The following is a 14069-nucleotide window of genomic DNA, read 5'->3' on the forward strand; positions in this document are numbered from 1 at the left end:
CCGAGCTGGGCACGCCCCAAACGGTGGCCGTGGCATAACTACGTCTGGGGTTTGGGGAGACTCAGTCTCAAACCGATTTATGCAACAAAGCCGTTTGACGCACTCAGGCCTCGGCACGTCCATGTCCGCGTGACTACTTATTGGAACGTTAGGTCGCCGCGCAAGATGCTGGATGTGGTGACCAGTGACGGCAGGCAGCTAGATAAGCCCAGGGTCAGAGCGTGGTCGCTGCTGAATGTGAGTTATGAAGAGTGCCTGCCGGAAGTGTGGAACCATATTGAAGAGCGTTTGACTGAACTTTTTGGGGGCGACTGTTGGGACGTCTTCAAGAAGAGCTACCAAGCGGCGTTCTTTGCGAGCAATCCCATTGATGGCTTCTTTGTGCGCTATCGCTACGACGATCCAGCCATGGAAATACTGCGCGCTCCCCCGCCTTCGCTGGCGGAGCTGCTGCCGGGGTTCGAGATACCGAAGCTGCAGCTAGACCTCGTCCGGCCCCAGCACGATGTCGAGCGAGCTGCCGCCAGCGAGCAGTTTCTGCACCAGTGCGGCCGATGATTCCGCGCCGTACTTGCGCATCAGGCGGGTGCGGTAGATCTCGACGGTGCGGTGGCTGATATCGAGACAGCGGCCGATCTCCTTGCTGGTCATGCCTTCCAGCAGGCGGGCGGCCACCTCGCGCTCACGCGCCGTCAGCTCGGCGCGCACCGGGCGCAGCGCGCTCAGGTCTTCAAAGCTCCACACGCCGCCCTCATGCGGATCATCGCGGTTGAAAGCCCGGCCCATCACATGGCACCAGAACATCTCGCCGTTGGCGCGCTTCATGATGCGGTTGTCGGAATACAGGCCCTGCGCGCCCATGATGGGGGCAATGCGCCGCCCCAGGCGCTCGAATTCGTCGGCGCTGGGGTAGAGGATCTGGAAGGACTGGTTGATCATCAGCTCGCGCGAGGTGCGGAACATGGAACAGACCTGTTCGTTGCAATCGATCATGATGCGGCGGTGCGAAACCACCAGGCCCACGGGCGCCATCTCGAAGGCCTGTCGATAATCAAGCGGTGTCACTCGCATGGCAAAAATTGTCCCCTTTACGAAATACTACGTATGCTAATACGTAGTATGCTTCATTCGCGGAACAAGCCCTTCTTAATTAGGAGACACGTGTGAATAAAATTTATCCGAATGCGGCAGCTGCACTCCAAGGCGTGGTCGCAGACAACCAGTTGCTGGCCGTGGGCGGTTTTGGCCTGTGTGGCATTCCCGAGGCGCTGATCGAAGCGCTGCGCGACAGCGGTGCCAAGAACCTGACCGTGGCGTCGAACAACGCCGGTGTCGACGGTTTTGGCCTGGGCAAATTGCTGGAGACCCGCCAGATCAAGAAGATGATCGCATCGTACGTGGGCGAGAACAAGGAGTTCGAGCGCCAGTACCTGGCAGGCGAGCTGGAGCTGGAATTCACCCCGCAAGGCACCCTGGCTGAAAAGATGCGTGCTGGCGGCGCTGGCATTCCCGCCTTCTTCACCAAGACCGGTGTGGGCACGCAGGTGGCAGAGGGCAAGGAGCTGCGCGAGTTCGACGGCGAGACCTATGTGATGGAGCGCTCCATCGTTGCCGATGTGTCGCTGGTCAAGGCTTGGCGTGCTGACAAGAGCGGCAACCTGCAGTTCCGCCTGACGGCGCGCAACTTCAACCCGGCAGCCGCCACCTGCGGCAAGGTCTGCATTGTGGAAGTGGAAGAGATCGTCGAGACCGGCGCCTTGAAGCCCGACGAAATTCACTTGCCCGGCATCTATGTGCACCGCCTGGTGCTGAATGCCACGCCCGAGAAGCGCATCGAAAAGCGCACCATCACCGAGAAGAAATAAGGAGCCTGACATGCCTTGGACCCAAGACCAAATGGCCGCACGTGCGGCGCAAGAGCTGGAAGACGGCTTCTACGTCAATCTCGGCATCGGCATTCCTACCCTGGTGGCCAACCACACCGGCGACAAGGAAGTGTGGCTGCAGTCGGAAAACGGCATGCTGGGCATCGGCCCTTTCCCGACCGAGGACGCCATTGACGCCGACCTGATCAACGCCGGCAAGCAGACGGTGACGACCATCGCCGGCTCCTCCATCTTCAGCTCGGACCAGTCGTTTGCGATGATCCGCGGCGGCAAGATCAACCTGTCCATCCTGGGCGCCATGCAGGTGTCCGAGAAGGGCGATCTGGCCAACTGGATGATTCCGGGCAAGATGGTCAAGGGCATGGGCGGTGCGATGGATCTGGTCGCTGGCGTCAAGCGCGTGATCGTGCTGATGGAACACGTGGCCAAGAAGAAGGACGGCACCACCGACCTGAAGATCCTCAAGAGCTGCACCTTGCCGCTGACCGGCGTGGGCGTGGTCGATCGCATCATTACCGACCTGGGCGTGTTCGATGTGACTGAGCAGGGCCTGAAAGTGATCGAGCTGGCCCCCGAGGTGAGCTTTGACGACGCGCAATCCAAGACGGGTGTGACGCTCATCAAATAAGTGCTGCATGCGCTGGAGACAGGAACGCAGCCCCCGGGCTGCGTTTTTGCTTGCCAAAGAGCCGTTTCAAGGCTGGGGCAGCTCGCGCAGAAATCGATGCACACGCGCAGCCTGGAAATTAGCTGCCTGCGTGCGGGGCAGCAGGTGTGAAAGCACGACCATGGCCCCTTGGGCGGCTGGTGCGTGAAGTGCGCGACGCGGTCTACGCTCCGCTGAAATTTACCGCTGCTCGGCCTATTCGGCCCACATCGCCCACGCGATCTGCTCTGCCTGCGCCGCCAAAACGCACCAGCACCACATGCGCCTTGCTGTCGATGGTTTCCAGACTCTCGTGCATCCAGTGCAGGGCCTGCTCCTCGCACAGCCCGCCGGTGCCTGCGCCCAGGGCGGGAAAGGCCACGGAGCGATAGCCGCGCGTATGGACGATCTGCATGGCCGAATGCACGCTGGCCTGGATGGAGGCCTGCGACGCACGCCACCACATATCAATGCCAGCCACATGCACGATCGCCTTGAACGGCAGCCTGCCAGCACCGGTGGCGACGGCGCCGCCCAGCGGAATGGCCCCCAGCATGCCCAGCTGCCAGAAAGGCCGGTAGCCCGCCCGCTTCTTGATGGCGCCCGATACGCCCCGCGGCAGCAGCAGCCACCAGGGAATGATGTTGCGATTCCAGGCGTTGACGATCACATCCACTGGCTGGTCCAGCAGGTTACCGTCGATGATTTCTATGTTTTTCATAGCATTTAGCGTTTGACTGGTGGGCGCCAGAGGCGGTTTTGATGACATATCCTGAAGCCGAGGATAGCGATGGATTGCGGACACAATTGGCAGAAATACGGAGCGCATGAAGGAGACAGTAACAGCCGGTTCGTGCCCCAGGCGCTTGCCTGCGGCGCAGGCGCCTTCCATACTGGTGGAACTTCATCCATCTCCCTCTACAGAGTGGCCGCCCCATGAACGCACCCCATACCCCAGGCAGCACTGCGCACCCCTTGTTCACCGATCCCGATGTCGTCCAGATGCGAGAAGACATGGCGCTGGCCTTGCGTGCGGCGGCGCACTTTGGTCTGGGCGAGGGCGTATGCAACCATTTCAGCATGGCACTGCCCGATGGCAGGCACTTTCTGCTCAACCCGCGCGGGCTCATGTGGAGCGAAGTGCAGGCCGATGATGTGGTGATTGTCGATGACCAGGGCTGCGTGGTCGCAGGTGGCCATGCCGTGGAGCCCACCGCCATGTTCATCCACACGGCCGTGCACCGCATTGCCCGCAAGACCTGCGTGCTGCATACGCACATGCCCTATGCAACTGCGCTTACCCTGACGCAGCAACGCGCCCTGGACACCACCCTGAGCCAGAACGCGATGCGCTTTCATGGCCGCGTGGCGGTGGATGGCCGGTACAACGGCTTTGCACTGGACGGCCGCGAGGGCGAGCGCATCGCCCATGCCATGCAGGGGGCGGACATCAGCTTTCTGGGCAACCACGGCATCATCGTTTGCGGCGAGCGCATGGATTACGCCTTTGACGACCTGTACTACCTGGAGCGCGCCTGCCAGGCCCAGGTACTGGCGCAATCCACCGGCGTGCCGCTGGCGCCGTGTGATCCGGCGCTGGCCGCACGGGTGGCCGAGCAGGCCAATGGCGAACGCCTGCAATCGACCCTGTTTTTTGAAGCGCTGCGCAGAAGGCTGTGAGTGCAATGCAGACATCCATTGAAGCCTTGCAGCCTGCGCAGTTCGACGCCGTCTGGCAGGTATTTGATACGGTGGCGCGCGAAAAGCACTACCTCGCATCGCAATGCGCGCCAGCACCTGCCCAGATGCGCGAGTACCTGCAAACCTATATCGACAAGGGGCAGCCCTATTACGTGGCGCTGGCAGACGGCCAGGTGTGCGGGTGGTGCGGCGTGCAACCCGTGCACGGACAGGCGCGCGCGCACGTGGGCATGCTCGGCATGGGCCTGCTGCCTGCAGTACGCGGCCAGGGCATTGGAGAGCGGCTGATGCAGGCCGCGCTGCAAGCTGCGCAATCCTATGGCTTTACACGGGTGGAGCTTGCCGTGCGTGCAGACAATGTGCGAGCGATTGCACTGTACGAGCGCCTTGGCTTTGTGCGCGAAGGGCTGCTGCGCGATGGCTTCTGTGTGGATGGGGTGTATTTTGATATGCACACCATGGCGTTGCTGCACAGGCCGGCATAGGCCGTCTACTTCAGGCACCAAGCGCCGTTGTTGAGTGCATTTTGAATTCTGGAATGCACTGATTCTAATAAAATAGAAATTTTTCCTCTATGATGGATTCATGTCCATCGACGAGCTTCTCTCCATCCGCGTGCATGGCCTGCGCAAGGCGCGCGGGCACACGCTCGATGCTCTGGCGCAGATCAGCGGCGTAAGCCGTTCGACCATCTCGCTGATCGAGCGCGGCCAGACCAGCGCTACCGCCGCAGTCCTTGGCAAGCTGGCGAAGGCGCTGGAGGTGCCGCTGGCATCGCTGTTCGAGGAAGAGTGCAGTGGCGATGTGGCGCAGCCCCTGGCGCGCGCTGCCAACCAGCCGCGCTGGCAGGACCCGGCCACCGGCTATGTGCGCCGCCAGCTCTCGCCCGCCAGCTATCCCGCGCCGCTGGAGATGGTGGAGGTGCGCTTTCCGCCGGGCCAGAGCGTGGCGTTTGACCATGCTCTGCGCAGCCAGCCGCTGCACCAGCAGTTGTGGATGCTGGAAGGCACCATGCAGCTGACCCTGGGCGATCAGCATTGGGAGCTGCATGCGGGCGATTGTCTTGCGATGGAGCTGAACCAGACGCTGGTGTTTTCCAACACTGGCAAAACGCCAGCGCGCTATGCATTGGCCCTGGTGAACACCGAATTTTTCCGGAGCAAGTGATGAGTGAACCGAAACTGGTGCCCTGCACCCATGAGCGCCATGCGCCTGCAATCCTGGCCATCTTCAACGATGCCATCGTCAACAGCACGGCGCTGTATGACTACCAACCGCGCACGGCAGAGAGCATGGTCGCCTGGTTTGCCGCCAAGCAAAAGGGCGGCTGGCCGGTGATCGGCCTGGAAGACGAGGCCGGTGCGCTGCTGGGTTTTGCCAGCTATGGCAGCTTTCGTGCCTACCCAGCCTACAAGTACACCATGGAGCATTCGGTCTACGTGCGCAACGACCAACGCGGCCGGGGGCTGGGCAAGCGGCTTTTGCAGGCGGTGATTGCCGAGGCCCGCGCGCACGATGTGCATGCACTGGTCGGCGCCATCGATGCCGCCAACGCGGGCTCCATCGCGCTGCATGAAAGGCTCGGTTTCAAGAGCGTGGGCCTGATGCCGCAAGTGGGCTTCAAGTTCGGGCGCTGGCTGGATCTGGCTCTGTACCAGTTGACCCTGGAGACCCCCGCGCAGCCAGTCGACGGCTGAACACCTGCCACTGGCGGGCGCGCGGTGGGATAATGCCAGCTTTCGCGCGCAGCGTGCGCCCATTCCAAAAAAGGGGCGCGCAAACGGATGTATCGAGGCTCGATCAAACACTGCGAAGCTGCTGTTGCCATGACAGCGGCGCCCTGTTTTTGATTGGCTCCCATTGGGGAGCCCCGAGCCTTCTGCCATGTCTCATCGCCAGCCCGTTCGCATCAGCGACATTGACCAGTTCGACACCATCGTCGACGCCCGCTCGCCCGCAGAGTTTGAGCAGGACCGCATACCCGGCGCCATCAACTGCCCCGTGCTCAGCAACGACGAGCGCGCGCAGATCGGCACCATCTACAAGCAGGTCAGCCCCTTTGAAGCCAAGCGCCTGGGCGCGGCCATGGTCAGCGCCAATCTGGCGCGGCATCTGCGCGACACCTTCCATGACAAGCCTGCCAACTGGAAGCCTCTGGTGTACTGCTGGCGAGGCGGCCTGCGCAGCGGCTCCATGGTCACCTGGCTGCGCCTGGTGGGGTGGGATGCGCAGCAGCTCGCTGGTGGCTACAAAGGCTTTCGCTCGCATGTGATCGAGCAGCTGGACACCCTGGTGCCCCGGCTGCAGCTGCGTGTGCTGTGCGGTGCCACCGGCAGCGCCAAAACCCGCGTATTGCACGCCATGGCGGAGCAGGGCGCGCAGATCATCGATCTGGAAGGCTACGCCAGCCACAAGGGCTCTCTTTTGGGCAGCCTGCCGGGCGTTGCCCAGCCCAGCCAAAAGCACTTCGAGACATTGCTGGCCGAGCAGATCGGCACGCTCGACCTGGGGCGCCCGGTGTTCATCGAAGGGGAAAGTGCCAAGATCGGCCGCATCGCGCTGCCCCTGCCGCTGGTGGCGCACCTGCGCGCGGCGCCCGTGGTCGAAATCCAGGCAACGCCAGAAGCGCGCCTGGCCTACCTGCTGCGCGACTATGCCTACCTGGGCGACGATGCGGCCCTGCTGGCAGAAAAACTGGGTTACCTCAAGGAGTTGCAAGGCAAGGAAGCAGTGGCCCGCTGGCAGACCTGGGCGCAGCAAGGCGCGCTGTCGCCCCTGTTTGCCGAGCTGATGGCGCAGCACTATGACCCGCACTATGAACGCTCGCAATCACGCAACTTTGCCCAGTGGCCCGCGCGCCAGAGCTACGCGACCGATGATCTGAGCGAAGCAGGCATCGAGCGTCTGGCGCTCGGCATTACCGCCAACACCCATTGAACCGTATCAAAACGAGAAGTACTGGTGTCGGCCGGTCCATGATCGGCAGCAAAGGACGGTAGACCTAATAAGGCAGCAGATGGCGCCCGGCGGGCGAGCATATGTACACCAAGGCAGCCACGTTCAACAGCACGGTCAGCCAGAAAACCGCGCGAAACTCCGTCTTGGCCGATTTGTGGCGCAGTACCTGTTGCGCCACCAGTGCTCCAGGCCATCCGCCGCCCAGGGCGAGCAAATGCAGGGTGCTCTCTTTGGTGCGCCATTGGCCGCTTTGGGCTGCGGATTTGTCCATGGCATAGATGACGAAGGTCAATGCACTCAGGCCTGCATACCACCATAGCAGCCACGATGGCGGGCGCCACAGCGCACCCAGCACCATACCGAGCAGTGCAAACGCCGGCAAGGCAAACAGGCTGGCGGTTCCCCAGCGGGCACTGGTCCTGGCCGGGCGGGCTGGGGCGGGGCTGCGTGATTGGGTGCCTCGGAAGGTCTTGCCCGAAGAGCTGGTAGGGCCAGCAGTGCCCGCACGCGGACGGACTGGCTGCACCTTGCGCGCCCGTTTCTTGCCCCCCGGGCCCGGTTCTACCTCAAAGCTCAATCGCTGCTGCGGCTGGGGCCGCGCGGCGCCCGGGCCAAAGGCCGTGATGTGTACAAAAACAGGGTCGCCACCCTGATCGGCCGCAATGAACCCAAAGCCGCGTTCATCGTTCCACGACTGCAAAGTGCCTTCAAAACGCATGTCGATCAATCCTTGCCCGCGGCGCAGGCCACGGCTTGCAGAGCTTGCAGGGCCTGAGCGGCTGCATCCCATTGGTGTTCACCAAATACCACGATGCCCGCATCGCGCAGCAAGGCGCTGGTCACGCCGTCGCCAGCCACCTTGCGGCCTGCAAAATGGCCGTCGTAAATATGGCTGGATCCGCAGGAAGGGCTGAAATCCTTCAGCACTGCGACCCGTATGCCGTGCTTCTGCGCCAGCTGCAGCGCAAGCCGGGCGCCGCGGGCAAAGGCATCCGTCACATCGTTACCTGCGCTGTCGTGCACCTGTGCGCGGCCAGCCAGCACGCTGGCACCGCTGCCGCCTGTCGTGATTTCTGCAGGTGGGCGCGGTGTTGGCAGGCCGCCAGCCACCTCTGGGCAGATGGCAACCGCCTGGCCCTGCGCCAGCCAGCGAGCCAGTACCGGGTGATGCGCCAGTTGGTGGCCTCCGTCATAACGAACGGGCTGGCCCAGCAGGCAGGCGCTCACCAGCACCTTGGGCAAGCCCAAGCCCGCACCGGCGGTTGACAGGTTCAGCATTGGAAAACCTCATGAAACTGCGCACCTGCCGCTTCTTCGCAGCGCAAGCCTGTCGCATCGATCCGCAGCCAGGCACCCTGGGCGCCTTGCAGCTCCAGCCGCAAGCCAGCTCCATTCACTGCGGTGGCGCCATCTGCTGCATACAGGCTGGGTACGGGCAGGGCGCGCAGGCGTTTTTGCGCAAGCACCAGTTGGCCTTCAGCCAGCCGACCTATGCAGGCTGCCGTGTCGCCGGTTACCAGAACATCGGTCAATACCAGGCTCAGGCGGTCCGTGTAGCCTTGCGCAACGCTGGTGCCTGAGAAGGCAGCCCCATCGGCGCCAGATACGCGCAGCATGGCTGCTGCAAAACGAACCACCAGCCCGTCAGGCAGGGGCTCGATATGGCTGATCTCTGAATCGGCAAACTCAAAAAGGCGGGTCATGGGGACAGGCGGCAAAGTACGCCATTGGCAGATGCTATAAAAAATTAAGCGAATCGCGCGCAGTGGGCATGCGCTGAAGGCTATTTTCTTATGAAATCAGCTGCCTTCGGCAAAGGCGGGCACGCTTTCCAGGTCATGAATCCACGGCATCGCAGAGCGCGTCCAGATCTGTTTGCGCGGGGGCAGTTGCGCGCGCTCGGCCACGCAGCCCAGGCGAATCACGACATGCTGCGGGTTCACGGCCTCGCTGCCATAGAGGGGCGTGCCGCATTCGGGGCAGAACACCTGAGCGCGCCGTTGGCCGCTTTGCGCGGTCTTGACATAGGCCTTCGGGTTGCCCTGCAGTTGAAACTGATCGATGGGCGCCCTGACAATGGCTCGCATCGGCGCGCCCGACAGCGCCTGGCAATCGCTGCAATGGCAGACCGTGACGCGCTCGGGGTCGATATCGGCGGTAAAGCTGATAGCGCCGCAATGGCAGGAGCCGTGAATCTGCATGGGTATCTCCGGTGGTTGGCCGGTTGTCAAAAAAGCACAGCGTAGACAACGGCGCCGACGATGATCAGGAAATTGACACTTCCAAAAACCAACAATCCATAGCGCCATGGGGTGCGGCGCGCAGGATGGAGGCGCAGCCAACGCCAGGCCAGAGGAACGGCAATGCCTTCGGCAATCACCGCCAGCGTGCCGGTGATCAAGGCGCCGAATGCCATGGGGATGAAATCACCATGGACATTCCAGCGGTGTCCTGCCGCTTCTGCTGCCATCAAGACAGCCATGATGGCCCAGAGCGGCAAAGTAGAGAGCAACAGGATTTTGGCGGGAAAATTGCGCATCACGGGCCATTGTGAATGCGCAGGCAAGTTTGTATCGAGCGCTGTTGCAAGCCCGCGACGCAAAAAAACCGGCTGCAGGAGCCGGTTTTCGTAAGCGTAAGGGGCTTACATATGGTTGGGCAGCACCGTCACGATCTGCGGGAAGAACCACAGAATCACCAGTGCAATCACCATCAGGAAGAAATACGGCGCGCAGACCCGGGCGATATAGGTGATCTGCTTGCCCGTCATGCCCTGCAGCACAAACAGATTGAAGCCCACGGGCGGTGTGATCTGGGCGGTCTCCACGGTGATCACCAGGAAAATGCCGAACCACAGCGGATCGATTCCTGCAGCCTGGATGATGGGCAGAACCACACTCATGGTCAGCACGATGGTGGAGATACCATCCAGAAAGCAGCCGATCACGATGTAGAAAATGCCCAGCACCACAATCAGCATGGCGGGCGACAGGTTCAGGCTGCCCACGTATTCGGCCAGCTGGCGTGGCAGGCCCATATAGCCCATCGACAGCGTCATGAACGCGGCGCCAGCCAGAATCAAGGCAATCATGCAGTACAGGCGCGTGGCGCCAAACAGCGAATCCTTGAAATTCTTCCAGGTGAGCGCGCCTTGCGCGGCCGACAGAATGAGCGAGCCCACCACGCCAATGGCGGCTGCTTCCGTCGCAGTGGCAATGCCGGTGTAGATGCTGGCAATCACCGAGGCGATCAGCAGCACCACCGGAATCAGATGGCGCGATTCGTAGATCTTCTCCTTGAAGCTCATCGTCGCATCGGCCTTGGGCACCTTGGAGGGATTCATCAGCGCCCACACCATGATCCAGCCGCTGAACATCACCGCCAGCATGATGCCTGGCAGCACCCCGGCCATGAAAAGCTTCGAGATCGACAACTCTGCCGACACGCCATACACGATCAAAATGATGGAGGGCGGAATCAACAGACCCAGCGTGGCGGGCCCGCCCAGCGAGCCAATCACCTGGTCCTGCGGATAGCCGCGCTTCATCAGCTCGGGCACATTCATCTTGCCCACGGTGGCGCATGTCGCAGCAGACGAGCCCGAAACCGCAGCAAAAATCGTGCAGCCGATCACATTGGTGTGCAGCAGGCGGCCGGGCAGGGCGTTGACCCAGGGCGCCAGGCCCCGGAACATGCTCTCCGACAGATTGGTGCGGTAGAGAATCTCGCCCATCCACACAAACAGGGGCAGGGCCGTTAACGTCCAGCTGCTGGCCGAACCCCATATGGTGATGGCCATCGCATCGCCCGCGGCGCGGGCGGTGAAAAACTCCATGCCGAACCAGGCCACGCCAGCCAGCGTCAGGCCCACCCATACACCGCCGCCCAGCAGCAGCAGCAGCACCACGATGAGTGCAATGCTTGCGGTAATTTCACTCATGGTGTGCGTCCTCGTTCACGACAGCCTCGCGTTTGCCCAACAGCTCCAGCACCAGCTCATCGAACAGGGCGATAAAGAAGATCAGGGTGCCCAAGGCCATGAAAATCTGCGGAATCCACATCGGCGTGGCATCAATGCCCACCGAAATATCATCGATGTCCCATGACTGCCAGGTCAGCCGCGCAGAATAAAAGGCCAGAAAACCAGCCAGGATGGTGGCAATCAGCAGCGCGGCAACTTCCATTGCCTTGAGTGCCTTGCCCTTGAGTGCGCCCAGCAGCAAGGTGACGCGGATATGCTCGCCCTTCTTGAAAGTACTGGCCAGCGCCAGAAAACCCGCACCTGCCATCGCGTAGCCCGCGTAGGCGTCGGTGCCGGGTGCGTTGAAGCCGATGACGCGGCTGAGAACGGTGAGCAGCACCATCACCAGAATGCCGATCATGGACAGCCCTGCCAGCCACGCGGCGGCAGAGTACAAGCCATCTAGAAATTTACGCATGTTTGTGCTCCAAGGCGGTGATCACTGACAAAGACGCCCATCTACCTGAATGAAAACCTGTGCAAAGCCACTGCCGCAGCGCGAGATGACCTTGAACGGTTTTTCGGGGCAGATGGGCGCATATGCCCTCGTGATCCGGCGCTGATCCTTACTTGCCAGCCTTGTACGTGTCCAAAATCGCCTTGCCATCGGCGCCAGCCTTCTCGGTCCACTCCTTCACCACGGTTTCCCCTACCTTGGCCAGATCGGTCTTGAGCTGGGCAGAGCCCGTCTCAATGCTCATGCCGCCCTGCTTGAGTGCTGCGATCGATCTGGCATCCACCTCCTTGGACTCCTTCCAGCCACGCTCCTCTGCGGCGGCTGCGGCCTTCAGCAATGCATCCTGCTCGGCCTTGCCCAGTGCGGCAAAAGCCTTCTTGCTCACCGTCACGGCATTCTTTGGAATCCAGGCCTGCACGTTGTAGTAATACTTCAGATTCTCAAACAGCTTGTTGTCGGCGCCAGTCGCGCTCGACGTGATCAGGCCATCGACCACCCCCGTGGCCAGCGCCTGCGCCAGCTCGGCCTCTTGCACCGTCACCGGCTGCGCGCCGATCAGCTCGCCAATGCGAGCCGTGGTAGGCGAATACACGCGCCACTTCATACCCTTCAGATCGGCCACCGAATTGACCGGCTTCTTCGTGTAGATGCCTTGCGGTGGCCACGCCACCGCGTACAGCAGCACTTGGCCCTGCTTATCGAGCAGCTTTTGCAGCGCGGGCTTCTGGGCCTGGTACAGCTTGAAGGCGTCGTCATAGCTGTTCACCAGGAAAGGCAGACCGTCCACGCCAAAAATCTGCGATTCATTCTGGAAACTCACCAGAAAGAACTCACCCATCTGCGCATTGCCGGTTTGCACGGCACGCTTGATCTCGGGCATCTTGAAGAGCGAGGCTCCGAAGTGGGGCGTGATCTTGAGCTTGCCGCCGGTGGCTGCATCCACATCCTTCACAAACAGCTCGTTGTTCTTGGAATGGAAGTTGCCGGGCCCGTAGGCAGTGGCAAAGTCCCACTTGGTCTGGGCGGCGGCTGCCGTGGCAAAACCGAAGCTGGCTACCAGGGTTGCGGTAGCGCAGAAAAAACGACGCTTCATAGTGGCTCCTCAAAAGAAAGCGGCTCAGCGGTCGCTGGCCAGGATGAAAACGGTGAACACACAGCGCTGCAGCCCTCCGCCGCGCGCCGCTTGCAATGTACCTGCAAATAGCTTGCTAAAAGTAACATTCCTTCCAATTAACTTCCATCAGGGATTTCAACAATATCGAAAGTTTGTAGGTCTTGTTCTTTATTTTGTTGAGTGTGTTATAGGAAATTGTTCAACGATTCTTGATTGCGCCCACGGTTCTCTTATCCCGAGGTGTCTGGTACAGGGAAGCGTTCTCTTGGGCCAGCTCTAGTACCTGTACTGTGTCGATAGATACATTTTTCAGTTCAGAGCAAAGTAGCAACGAGCAATTCTGCGAAAGGCCAGCGAGGTACTACAACCTGGCCGTTGCTTCAGGATGACTGGGAGCGCTGCGTTGCATGAGTGACAGAGTTTTGATGTGGAGCAGTATCGGCCCCAGATGACCTCGGGTTATCACCAATGTCTTGCCAGAAGACTATTGAAAATAATTGGTCATTGCGAAAATTTATTGAATGTGGTGAATATATTCCACCAAGTCAGCTGTCCACCGCCGCTCAAATCATCATGAATGGCAGGTCAAGACCTGCCTCTGTTTGGCTGAATAATGCGGAATAAACTGGTTGTTAAAATAATTGATAATTGCGCTCATAAAGCCTGTGCTTTCTTTTTTTGTTCTAAAAATTGACGATAGTCTAATTTTTGATTTGTGCTCAGATGAAATAAATAAAATAGCTTGATAATTATTCAATTGAAATTGGTCTTTGAAAATTATATTGAATTGAGGGAAATGATATGAAGGTCTCAATAAAATGCTCAATACGCTTCATGTTGGCGTTTTTATTTTGGATATGTAGCCAGCATGCATTTGCAGCAGGAGGACAATGCAAATGGGAGGGTGGCCCTGGAGCGACTGGGGTATCGGGTGATCCCTATGCCTATTGCAAAAAAGAAGACTGCATAGAAGATGGTGGCTTGGCGATATGTTCGCAACCCAGGGTATTTGCGCTATCAAATAATCGCAATGATTCCGATGAAGACAGCTGGCATTACGATGTTTGCAATTGGGCTGGGGAATCATTTAATAGCTGCGCACGGATATCTCAGTTGTGCCGCGCCGCTGGTGGAACCGCTTACGGAGATAGATTATGCGGTTGCATGGGTCTTTCTGATGAATATCCAAATAGGGCTTTGTTGCATAAATCGGTTTGAGACTGAGTCTCCCCAAACCCCAGACGTAGTTATGCCACGGCCACCGTTTGGGGCGTGCCCAGCTCGGT

At 60.2% G+C, this 14069-nt stretch carries 18 protein-coding genes; 8 read left to right on the forward strand and 10 right to left on the reverse strand.

The window, feature by feature from the left end; genetic code table 11:
• A partial coding sequence (locus HNP33_RS20290; RefSeq protein WP_221452157.1) for a hypothetical protein occupies positions 1 to 558 on the forward strand: 558 nt, incomplete at its 5' end.
• Here HNP33_RS20290 and HNP33_RS20295 read toward each other — a convergent pair.
• Positions 481 to 1071: a PAS and helix-turn-helix domain-containing protein gene (locus tag HNP33_RS20295; RefSeq protein ID WP_184711689.1), complete on the reverse strand. Its 591-nt coding sequence runs from the start codon at positions 1069 to 1071 to the stop codon at positions 481 to 483. The genes HNP33_RS20290 and HNP33_RS20295 overlap by 78 nt on opposite strands.
• A gap of 92 nt (positions 1072 to 1163) precedes the next feature.
• On the opposite strand from HNP33_RS20295, the gene HNP33_RS20300 reads away from it, so the two are divergent.
• On the forward strand, positions 1164 to 1865 hold the full coding sequence (locus HNP33_RS20300; protein ID WP_184711688.1) for a CoA transferase subunit A: 702 nt from the start codon (positions 1164 to 1166) through the stop codon (positions 1863 to 1865).
• Between the two features lie 10 nt (positions 1866 to 1875).
• Positions 1876 to 2514: a 3-oxoacid CoA-transferase subunit B gene (locus HNP33_RS20305; RefSeq protein WP_184711687.1), complete on the forward strand. Its 639-nt coding sequence runs from the start codon at positions 1876 to 1878 to the stop codon at positions 2512 to 2514.
• Between the two features lie 202 nt (positions 2515 to 2716).
• Here HNP33_RS20305 and HNP33_RS20310 read toward each other — a convergent pair whose 3' ends face one another.
• Positions 2717 to 3253 carry a macro domain-containing protein gene (locus tag HNP33_RS20310; RefSeq protein WP_184711686.1) on the reverse strand — a complete coding sequence of 179 codons (537 nt, stop codon included), beginning with the start codon at positions 3251 to 3253 and terminating at the stop codon, positions 2717 to 2719.
• Positions 3254 to 3468: 215 nt separating this feature from the next.
• On the opposite strand from HNP33_RS20310, the gene HNP33_RS20315 reads away from it, so the two are divergent.
• The 5 genes from HNP33_RS20315 (at position 3469) to mnmH (ending at position 7170) form a co-directional block, all read left to right on the forward strand.
• Positions 3469 to 4212: an aldolase gene (locus HNP33_RS20315; RefSeq protein WP_184711685.1), complete on the forward strand. Its 744-nt coding sequence runs from the start codon at positions 3469 to 3471 to the stop codon at positions 4210 to 4212.
• Between the two features lie 5 nt (positions 4213 to 4217).
• A complete protein-coding gene (locus tag HNP33_RS20320; RefSeq protein WP_184711684.1) occupies positions 4218 to 4718 on the forward strand; it encodes a GNAT family N-acetyltransferase in 501 nt (166 codons plus the stop codon).
• A 100-nt stretch (positions 4719 to 4818) separates the two neighbouring features.
• On the forward strand, positions 4819 to 5400 hold the full coding sequence (locus HNP33_RS20325) for a helix-turn-helix domain-containing protein (RefSeq protein ID WP_184711683.1): 582 nt from the start codon (positions 4819 to 4821) through the stop codon (positions 5398 to 5400).
• Entirely contained in the window at positions 5400 to 5930 is a 531-nt protein-coding gene (locus tag HNP33_RS20330; protein WP_184711682.1) for a GNAT family N-acetyltransferase, read from the forward strand. The genes HNP33_RS20325 and HNP33_RS20330 overlap by 1 nt, the downstream gene beginning before the upstream one ends.
• 187 nt (positions 5931 to 6117) lie before the next feature.
• Positions 6118 to 7170 carry a tRNA 2-selenouridine(34) synthase MnmH gene (gene mnmH / locus HNP33_RS20335; protein WP_184711681.1) on the forward strand — a complete coding sequence of 351 codons (1053 nt, stop codon included), beginning with the start codon at positions 6118 to 6120 and terminating at the stop codon, positions 7168 to 7170.
• 64 nt (positions 7171 to 7234) lie between these two features.
• Here mnmH and HNP33_RS20340 read toward each other — a convergent pair whose 3' ends face one another.
• From HNP33_RS20340 to HNP33_RS20375, 8 genes are all read right to left on the reverse strand, one after another.
• Positions 7235 to 7909 (reverse strand): DUF1294 domain-containing protein, encoded by a 675-nt coding sequence (locus HNP33_RS20340; RefSeq protein WP_184711680.1) that lies wholly within the window; start codon positions 7907 to 7909, stop codon positions 7235 to 7237.
• Positions 7910 to 7914: 5 nt separating this feature from the next.
• The gene (locus tag HNP33_RS20345; RefSeq protein WP_184711691.1) at positions 7915 to 8433 is read right to left on the reverse strand and encodes a DUF523 domain-containing protein; all 519 of its coding nucleotides are present in this window, start codon (positions 8431 to 8433) and stop codon (positions 7915 to 7917) included.
• A 29-nt stretch (positions 8434 to 8462) separates the two neighbouring features.
• Positions 8463 to 8894 carry a hypothetical protein gene (locus HNP33_RS20350; protein ID WP_184711679.1) on the reverse strand — a complete coding sequence of 144 codons (432 nt, stop codon included), beginning with the start codon at positions 8892 to 8894 and terminating at the stop codon, positions 8463 to 8465.
• 96 nt (positions 8895 to 8990) lie between these two features.
• A complete protein-coding gene (locus HNP33_RS20355; RefSeq protein WP_184711678.1) occupies positions 8991 to 9392 on the reverse strand; it encodes a GFA family protein in 402 nt (133 codons plus the stop codon).
• Between the two features lie 26 nt (positions 9393 to 9418).
• Positions 9419 to 9730, reverse strand: a complete 312-nt coding sequence (locus HNP33_RS20360; RefSeq protein ID WP_184711677.1) for a hypothetical protein — start codon at positions 9728 to 9730, stop codon at positions 9419 to 9421.
• 105 nt (positions 9731 to 9835) lie between these two features.
• Complete coding sequence (locus HNP33_RS20365; protein WP_184711676.1) at positions 9836 to 11131, reverse strand: TRAP transporter large permease; 1296 nt, start codon at positions 11129 to 11131, stop codon at positions 9836 to 9838.
• Positions 11124 to 11630 carry a TRAP transporter small permease gene (locus tag HNP33_RS20370; RefSeq protein WP_184711675.1) on the reverse strand — a complete coding sequence of 169 codons (507 nt, stop codon included), beginning with the start codon at positions 11628 to 11630 and terminating at the stop codon, positions 11124 to 11126. The genes HNP33_RS20365 and HNP33_RS20370 overlap by 8 nt, the downstream gene beginning before the upstream one ends.
• 148 nt (positions 11631 to 11778) lie before the next feature.
• Complete coding sequence (locus HNP33_RS20375) at positions 11779 to 12762, reverse strand: TRAP transporter substrate-binding protein (RefSeq protein ID WP_184711674.1); 984 nt, start codon at positions 12760 to 12762, stop codon at positions 11779 to 11781.
• Positions 12763 to 14069: the final 1307 nt, after the last annotated feature.

Source organism: Comamonas odontotermitis (genome assembly GCF_014207855.1).
Lineage (GTDB): Bacteria > Pseudomonadota > Gammaproteobacteria > Burkholderiales > Burkholderiaceae_C > Comamonas > Comamonas odontotermitis_A.

Bases quoted from the DNA above. Each gene is read 5' to 3' on its own strand.
- HNP33_RS20375 (WP_184711674.1), bottom strand. From the start codon at position 12,762: ATGAAGCGTCGTTTTTTCTGCGCTACCGCAACCCTGGTAGCCAGCTTC.
- HNP33_RS20325 (WP_184711683.1), top strand. From the start codon at position 4,819: ATGTCCATCGACGAGCTTCTCTCCATCCGCGTGCATGGCCTGCGCAAG.
- HNP33_RS20355 (WP_184711678.1), bottom strand. From the start codon at position 9,392: ATGCAGATTCACGGCTCCTGCCATTGCGGCGCTATCAGCTTTACCGCC.
- HNP33_RS20320 (WP_184711684.1), top strand. From the start codon at position 4,218: ATGCAGACATCCATTGAAGCCTTGCAGCCTGCGCAGTTCGACGCCGTC.
- mnmH (WP_184711681.1), top strand. From the start codon at position 6,118: ATGTCTCATCGCCAGCCCGTTCGCATCAGCGACATTGACCAGTTCGAC.
- HNP33_RS20350 (WP_184711679.1), bottom strand. From the start codon at position 8,894: ATGACCCGCCTTTTTGAGTTTGCCGATTCAGAGATCAGCCATATCGAG.
- HNP33_RS20310 (WP_184711686.1), bottom strand. From the start codon at position 3,253: ATGAAAAACATAGAAATCATCGACGGTAACCTGCTGGACCAGCCAGTG.
- HNP33_RS20315 (WP_184711685.1), top strand. From the start codon at position 3,469: ATGAACGCACCCCATACCCCAGGCAGCACTGCGCACCCCTTGTTCACC.
- HNP33_RS20340 (WP_184711680.1), bottom strand. From the start codon at position 7,909: ATGCGTTTTGAAGGCACTTTGCAGTCGTGGAACGATGAACGCGGCTTT.
- HNP33_RS20370 (WP_184711675.1), bottom strand. From the start codon at position 11,630: ATGCGTAAATTTCTAGATGGCTTGTACTCTGCCGCCGCGTGGCTGGCA.
- HNP33_RS20365 (WP_184711676.1), bottom strand. From the start codon at position 11,131: ATGAGTGAAATTACCGCAAGCATTGCACTCATCGTGGTGCTGCTGCTG.
- HNP33_RS20305 (WP_184711687.1), top strand. From the start codon at position 1,876: ATGCCTTGGACCCAAGACCAAATGGCCGCACGTGCGGCGCAAGAGCTG.
- HNP33_RS20330 (WP_184711682.1), top strand. From the start codon at position 5,400: ATGAGTGAACCGAAACTGGTGCCCTGCACCCATGAGCGCCATGCGCCT.
- HNP33_RS20295 (WP_184711689.1), bottom strand. From the start codon at position 1,071: ATGCGAGTGACACCGCTTGATTATCGACAGGCCTTCGAGATGGCGCCC.
- HNP33_RS20360 (WP_184711677.1), bottom strand. From the start codon at position 9,730: ATGCGCAATTTTCCCGCCAAAATCCTGTTGCTCTCTACTTTGCCGCTC.